General features: G+C 61.4%; 8 protein-coding genes. 6 read left to right on the forward strand and 2 right to left on the reverse strand.

All coding sequences use genetic code 11. The features are described 5' to 3' along the window. From ACNKID_RS01975 to ACNKID_RS02000, 6 genes are all read left to right on the forward strand, one after another. On the forward strand, positions 1 to 351 hold a 351-nt coding region (locus ACNKID_RS01975), incomplete at its 5' end, for a hypothetical protein (protein WP_417911752.1). Between the two features lie 46 nt (positions 352 to 397). Then, the gene (locus tag ACNKID_RS01980) at positions 398 to 766 is read left to right on the forward strand and encodes a CZB domain-containing protein (RefSeq protein ID WP_417911753.1); all 369 of its coding nucleotides are present in this window, start codon (positions 398 to 400) and stop codon (positions 764 to 766) included. Between the two features lie 6 nt (positions 767 to 772). Next, positions 773 to 961, forward strand: coding sequence for a hypothetical protein (locus tag ACNKID_RS01985; RefSeq protein WP_417911754.1), 189 nt, complete (start codon positions 773 to 775; stop codon positions 959 to 961). 110 nt (positions 962 to 1,071) lie between these two features. Further along, on the forward strand, positions 1,072 to 1,524 hold the full coding sequence (locus ACNKID_RS01990) for a phosphatidylglycerophosphatase A (protein WP_417911755.1): 453 nt from the start codon (positions 1,072 to 1,074) through the stop codon (positions 1,522 to 1,524). Between the two features lie 3 nt (positions 1,525 to 1,527). Beyond that, positions 1,528 to 3,459, forward strand: a complete 1,932-nt coding sequence (gene asnB / locus ACNKID_RS01995) for an asparagine synthase (glutamine-hydrolyzing) (RefSeq protein WP_417911756.1) — start codon at positions 1,528 to 1,530, stop codon at positions 3,457 to 3,459. A 3-nt stretch (positions 3,460 to 3,462) separates the two neighbouring features. Continuing rightward, positions 3,463 to 4,503, forward strand: a complete 1,041-nt coding sequence (locus ACNKID_RS02000; RefSeq protein ID WP_417911757.1) for an EpsG family protein — start codon at positions 3,463 to 3,465, stop codon at positions 4,501 to 4,503. A gap of 3 nt (positions 4,504 to 4,506) precedes the next feature. Here the strand turns inward: ACNKID_RS02000 and ACNKID_RS02005 are convergent, their stop codons facing one another. Together ACNKID_RS02005 and ACNKID_RS02010 are read right to left on the reverse strand one after the other, a co-directional pair. Next, on the reverse strand, positions 4,507 to 4,878 hold the full coding sequence (locus ACNKID_RS02005) for a hypothetical protein (RefSeq protein WP_417911758.1): 372 nt from the start codon (positions 4,876 to 4,878) through the stop codon (positions 4,507 to 4,509). A 10-nt stretch (positions 4,879 to 4,888) separates the two neighbouring features. Beyond that, the gene (locus ACNKID_RS02010) at positions 4,889 to 6,670 is read right to left on the reverse strand and encodes a chloride channel protein (protein ID WP_417911759.1); all 1,782 of its coding nucleotides are present in this window, start codon (positions 6,668 to 6,670) and stop codon (positions 4,889 to 4,891) included. Positions 6,671 to 6,872 lie beyond the last annotated feature (202 nt).

The following is a 6,872-nucleotide window of genomic DNA, read 5'->3' on the forward strand; positions in this document are numbered from 1 at the left end:
ATGAGGCATGTCATGCTTTCCGCGCTTCATGGCAAGCGTGACATGCGACGGAGAAAGCGTGCCAAGCCTCACGGCAAGCGTGCAGCGTCACGCGGCAAGCGTGACATGCCTTGCAGGAAGCGTGCTCTGCGCCGGGGAAAGCGTGACACGTCTTGCAGCATGTTTGCCGAAAAGCTCGGCAAGCGTGCTCTGCGCCGAAGAAAGCGTGCCGGGCCGCGCTTGATCGCGCCGCCTTTTCCCTTCGCTGTTTTTTCATCTTTCCGCCGACTCGCCCGCTGCGGCCATATTCGTCATTGCTACCTGAATATCTTGCAGCTCATTAAATTTCGTGGTAAGTTGATCAGAAAATGATATTGTTTCTCATCTTTCATTGCAGACGCACCGGAGACAGAGCGCTATGAACATTATGCTGACGATGGATCTTCAGGCCGCCACAATCGCCCACCTGAGCTGGAAATCAAAACTCACTGATTTCTTCTACGGCGTAGAGAAATTAACTGCGGCGGACGTGCCGGACCACAACAACTGCGATTTTGGCAAATGGCTCAACAGCAGAGGAAGGCAGGATCTGTCTTCTCATCCTGACGCAGGCAAGATGGACGCTTTGCACAAGGATGTGCATGAGGCCATCAGAATGCTGGTCAGCATGCCGGAGGAGAAAAGAACATCGCCGGAAGGGAAGCAGGCCCTGCAATCCTTCAAAGATAAATGCGATCAGTTCATCAACCTGCTGGAGAGCATGGAGAGGGACATCAAACGGGGATAAGTCCGCATGACCTTCCACTGCAAGAACTACGACATTGTCAGCAACGGCTGCAAGCGGCTTTCCGGCGAGTGCGTTCCGGCCCGCAAAGGCTGCGTTCTTGAAGGGCGGATGGTGGTCAGCGACGAGCTGGCCGAGCGCATCCGTCGGATCAACGAAGAGACCGCCCGCCGCAGCTTGAAGCAGCGGGAACCGTGAATTCTATGTTGCAGGGGCGGTTCGTTCGCAAACCGCTTCTGCATCGCGCAGACGCTGCAACTCTTCACGCGCAGCTGCTGACGCAGTTCCTCAAGACAAAAGATAGAATCATGGACAAGCTCTTCCTCTTCATAGCCAGCGGCGCGGGCAGCGGCTGGCTGCCTAAAGCACCTGGCACCTGGGGCTCGCTGCTGGGCGTGCTGCTCTGGCTGGGCTTGTCGCGCATGGAGCTTGGCGCATATCTGGCAGTGCTTGCCGGGCTGTTTGTCATTGGTGTCATAGCCGCAGGCGCAGCGGAGAAGATTCTTGATCAGGGTGATCCTGGGGTGGTGGTCATTGACGAGATCGTCGGTCAGCTCATCGCCCTGACCGCCGCGCCGTTTCACCCGCTGGCCGCGTTGGCCGGATTCGCTTTCTTCCGTCTCTTCGACATCCTCAAGCCCTTTCCGGTCGGCTGGCTTGACCGCCGCCTGCACGGCGGCTTAGGCATCATGCTCGACGATGTCGCCGCCGGGCTGCTGGCCTTTGCCGCGCTGCACGCCGCACTGCTTCTGCTCCGCTGACGCATGTGCGGCATAGTCGGCATTCTTGATCCGTCGGCGGACAACGCGCTCCTCCAGCTGCATGTCCGGCGTATGACAGACATGCTTCATCATCGCGGCCCGGATGACGGCGACATATGGACAGACATGGCTGCAGGAGCCGCGCTTGGTCATCGCCGCCTTGCCGTGCTTGATCTCTCCCCTGCCGGACACCAGCCAATGCGCTCGGCCTCAGGACGATACATGCTCGTCTTCAACGGCGAGATCTACAACCATCTTGCCCTGCGGCGGCAGCTGCCTGAACAGGCTTGGCGCGGTCATTCCGACACCGAAACGCTGCTCGCCTGCATCGAGTCATGGGGATTGGAGGAGAGCTTACGCCGTTGCGCAGGCATGTTCGCGCTGGCGGTCTGGAACTGCACGGAGCGGACGCTGCAGCTGGCGCGGGACCGGATGGGCGAGAAGCCGCTCTATTACGGCTGGCAGCATGAAAGCCTGTTCCTCTTCGCCTCCGAGCTGAAGGCCATAGCCGCTCATCCGCGCTGCCGCCTGGAGGTTGACCGCGACGCGCTGACTCTGCTGCTGCGCTACAATTACATCCCTGCGCCGCATTCGATCTACAAGGGCATATGCAAGCTCCGGCCCGGCTGTCTGCTCCGCGTCCAGCCCGACGGACAGACAGAGGAGCGATGCTGGTGGTCGCTGCCTGAAGAGGCGGAGCGGGCGAAGACGGAACCCTTCAGCGGCAGCGAGGAAGAGGCTGCCGCCTGTCTGGAGCAGGTGCTGGACGAAGCGGTTGCTGAGCAATCGGCAGCAGACGTGCCGCTCGGAGCGTTTCTCTCTGGAGGTATTGACTCCTCGCTGCTTGCCGCCCTGATGCGGACGCATTGCAGCCGAGTGCGCACCTTCACGGTCGGCTTTGCCGAGGCGGCGCATGACGAATCAGCGCACGCCCGCGCAGTGGCCCGGCATCTGGGCACGGAGCACACGGAATTCCAGCTCAGTCCGCTTCAGGCGTTGGAGGTGATTCCGCTGCTGCCTGCGCTCTATGACGAACCATTTGCCGACTCCTCGCAGCTGCCGACCTTTCTCGTAGCCCGCACAGCGCGGCAGCATGTGACGGTCGCGCTCTCCGGCGATGGAGGCGATGAGCTGTTCGGTGGTTATAATCGCTACTTCTGGGCAACCCGCATCTGGAACAAGATTGATTGGCTGCCGCTGCCCGCGCGTCGGCTGCTGGGACGGCTGCTTCTTCTCCTTCCGCCGCAGGGCTGGGACAGGCTGGCGCAGGCAGCTGGAAAAGGCGGGATACAGCTCGGCGACAAGTCGCGCAAGCTGGCCGAACGGCTTGCGGGCGTGCGGAATATGAACGATCTGCACCGCAGCTTAGTCTCTGCATGGCCTGAGCCGGCCAGCCTTGTTCAGGACGGCCAAGAGCCTGCGACCGTCCTCACCAGCCCTTGGGCCTGGCTGGACAGACAGCCGCCGGAAGAGCGGATGATGCTCCTTGACGCGCTCACCTATCTCCCGGACGACATCCTCTGCAAAGTGGACCGGGCGGCAATGGGCGTGTCCTTGGAAACACGCGCGCCGTTCCTTGATCACCGGGTGGTTGAACTGGCTCTGCGCCTGCCCCTGCGGATGAAGATTCGTGACGGCCAAGGCAAGCGGATCCTGCGGCGGATTCTCTATAAGCATGTGCCCCGGCAGCTTGTCGAGCGGCCCAAGCAGGGTTTCGGCATCCCGCTGGCAGAGTGGCTGCGCGGGCCGCTGCGGGACTGGGCCGAGAGCTTGCTCGACGCTGACCGCCTGCGCCGCGAGGGCTTTCTGCATCCCGCTCCTGTCCGTCTGCGCTGGCAGGAGCATCTCAGCGGCAGGCGCAGCTGGGAATATTCCCTCTGGGCTGTGCTGATGTTTCAGGCCTGGCTTGACGCGGCCCGGCAACAAGGAGACTGAACCGTGTGGCCCTACTGGCTCATGTACGCTGCGCCCGCTTTGGCCGCCCTGCTGGCCGCGCCAGGCAGAAAGTCTGCAATCTGGCCGCCCTGGCTGCTGCTGGGCCTTTTTTTCACCCTCTGCATCGGCTTCCGCGAGCATGTCGGCGGCGACTGGGGCAACTACCTGCCCTATTACACCAGAGAGATTGGGGCCGCGTTCACTGATCCGCTCAAGGGCGGCGATATAGGCTACGTGCTCCTCAACCGGCTCATGGCCCGTTTAGAATGGGGCATCTACGGGGTGAACACGGTCTGCGGACTGATCTTTGTCAGCGGTCTGATCGCCTTCTGCCGGGCGCAATACAGGGCGTGGCTGGCCTTCGCTGTCGCTGTTCCATACATAGTCATCGTGGTGGCTATGGGCTACACCCGCCAAGGCGTGGCCTTGGGCCTGATTTTCTTTGGCCTGACCCGGCTTGAACAGGGCAAGTTTCTCCAGTACGCCGCCTTGATCACCTTGGCAGCCATGTTCCACAAAACCGCCATGATTATGATTCCGCTGGGCATGTTCCTCTACCAGAAGGGCTGGCTCTTCCGGGCTGCGGCGGTCGCCCTGATCGGCCACAGCCTCTGGGACGCGCTCATGGCACCGTCCTTGGGCAACCTTTGGGCTTCTTATGTCGAGCAGCGCATGTTCTCTCAAGGAGCCGTCATACGCGTGGCCATGAACTGCGCTGCGGCCTTCTTTCTCTTTGTCTTCTGGAAAGAGTGGAAGCGCACATATCCCAACGCCCTGCTCTGGCTGTGGATGGCCTGCGCAGCCGTCGCTTCTGTTTTCTTAGTCGGTCTCGCGCCGACAGCGGTGGACCGTCTGGGGCTGTATCTGACTCCCTTGCAGGTGGCGGTCTTTTCCCGCCTGCCCTATCTGGCGCGGCGGCAGCAGGATCCGGAAGTGACAGCGCGGCTGCTTCTCCTTGCTTACGGCGCGGCACTCTTTGTCTGGCTGCATTACGCTGTGCACGCCCGCTACTGGCTGCCCTACCGGAATGCGCTGTTTGAATGACCTTCACGCCCGCTCTATGTCGCGGTGAAAAACCTCCAGCGCACCGTCAGCTGTCCCGGCTAAGAACTGCCGCAGGCGTTCGGTCACAGCCACGGAGCGGTGCCTGCCGCCGGTGCAGCCCACAGCGCAGCTGAATTCCTCGCGCCCCGCCTGCCGGTGGCTGTCGAGCATGAAGAGCAGCAGCGGCTCTAAGCGGGCAAGGAGTTCCCGCCCGGCCGGGCTCTCTATGACATAGGCGGCCACTGCCGCTTCCAAGCCGCTGCGCTCCTTCAGTTCCGGCACCCAGTAAGGATTGGGCAGAAAGCGGACATCCAGCAGCATGTTGGCCTCTGGGCAGCCATATTTGAAGCCGAAGGAAAACAGTCTGATCTTCATTCCCGCCTCCTCATGCGGACGCGCAGAGGACTCTGATCTCCTCCGCCTTTTCACGGATGCCGCGCCGCAGCACCTCGCGGTTGTAGGCCGAGATCACGTCCCGGCGTTTCAGCATGCCCAGCACCCATTTGTCGTCCATGCTCTCCACCACTGGAATCTCCTCCAGCCCCTTGATGTCAAAGAGCTGGATGGCATCAAAGAGATTATGTTCAGGAGTGAGTGTGATCACCTCGCGGCTGCAGATCGCGCCAACTAAATGACAGCAACGCTGCTCCTCGTCATGCAGGATGGTCTTCACGTCTTGCATGGAGACCATGCCGACCATCCTCCCGCTTTGGTTGATCACCGGGAAGTAGAAGGAGTCCTTGGCTGCGGCAAAGAGCGTGAGCAGCTGATTGATGTTCGCTGTCTCGCTGATGAAGTCCACCTCCTCGGTGATCGCCTTGCCCACGAGGATGGATTTCAGCACCGCCACTTCCCGGCCCTCATGGATGTTGATGCCCTCGCGGGTGAAGTCCACCGTGTCAATCGAGTCAGGGTGGAGCTTGCGGGCCACCACTGTGCCGAGCATGGCCGTGAGCATCACCGGGATGATGATCAGATAGTTGCCTGTCATCTCAAAGAGGAGGAAGATGGCGGTCATCGGCGCATGAGTGGCGGCGGCAAGGAAGGCTCCTATGCCCACAGTGGCATATGCCCCGGCAGAGGCGGTCTGCTCAGGCAGCAGGGCATGGGCTGCGCTGCCAAAGGCCCCGCCGATCACCGCGCCGATGAAGAGCGAGGGCGCAAAGACTCCGCCCGCGCCGCCTGCGCCAAGGGTCACGGCAGTGGCGGCAGACTTGAGCAGGATCAGGGCGGCCATTGCCTCCAGCTCGCCTTTGCCGTCGAGCACCTCGGCAATGTACTCGTAGCCGTCGCCCATCACCTGCGGGAAGACAATGCCAACGCAGCCGACAAGGAACGCGCCAAGGATCGGTTTGAGCTGGCTGTGCAGCGGCAGGACGGCGAAGCGGTCGCGGATGAAGTAGAACAGGCGGATGTGCAGCACGGCCAAGATGCCGACCAGCACGGCCAGCAGGGTGTAGAGCGGCAGTTCGACCAGCGGATTGACCATCTGATAATCCGGGATGGGAAAGGCCGCCACCTCGCCGTGCCAAGCCCGTGAAACCACCGTGGCCATGACGGAGGCGATCACCAGCGCAGAGAAGGAGGACAGCTCGTAGGTGCCAAGCAGGATGATCTCCGCCGCAAAGAAGACCCCGGCCAGCGGAGCGTTGAAGATGCCGGCCACGCCGCCTGCGCAGCCTGCGGCCACATAGACCTGCATCCGCACGCCGGAAACCCGCAGCCGCTGGCCGAACTGCGAGCCTATCGCGCCGCCGATCTGGGCTATCGGGCCTTCCACGCCTGCGGAATTGCCGCTGCCGATGGTCAGGGCTGTGGCCGCTATTTTGATGAAGATGTTCCGGGCCTTGATAACCCCGTTCTCCAGATTGACCTTGCGGAGGAACTGGGTGAAGCCGTAGCCGTTGACCTTGCCAGGGAAAAGCAGCGAGAGCGGGATGAGCAAGACCATGCCGCTCATTGGCAGCAGGGGCAGGAGCAGGCTGCGCCAGCCGCCTTCGCCGACGCGCAGCAGCGCGTGGCCCTGAGCAAAGAGCAGCGCATGCACCAGGTCCAGGGTCTCGCGGAAGAGGATGCTGAAAGCCCCAGCCAGCAGGCCGATCACAGCGGCGGTGAGCAGCACGGCGGTTTTCTCGCCCGGCAGGAAAACTTTCAGTTTGGCAGGCATGGCAGGCAGCGTCAGAAGACACGGAGAACAGCTGCTTCAACTTAGCAGAAAAAATCTTTCCTGCAAGCGTCTTTTTTGCTATGATCAGAGCTTTTCTGACAAGCTGGCCGACAATGAGTCATATATATGACTCGGCAGGTACCAACCATATGGTACTGAGAGTTGCAACCGTATGGTACCGAGAGTTCCAACCGTATGGTAC

The organism is Candidatus Electronema sp. TJ (genome assembly GCF_048287355.1).
Taxonomy (GTDB): domain Bacteria; phylum Desulfobacterota; class Desulfobulbia; order Desulfobulbales; family Desulfobulbaceae; genus Electronema.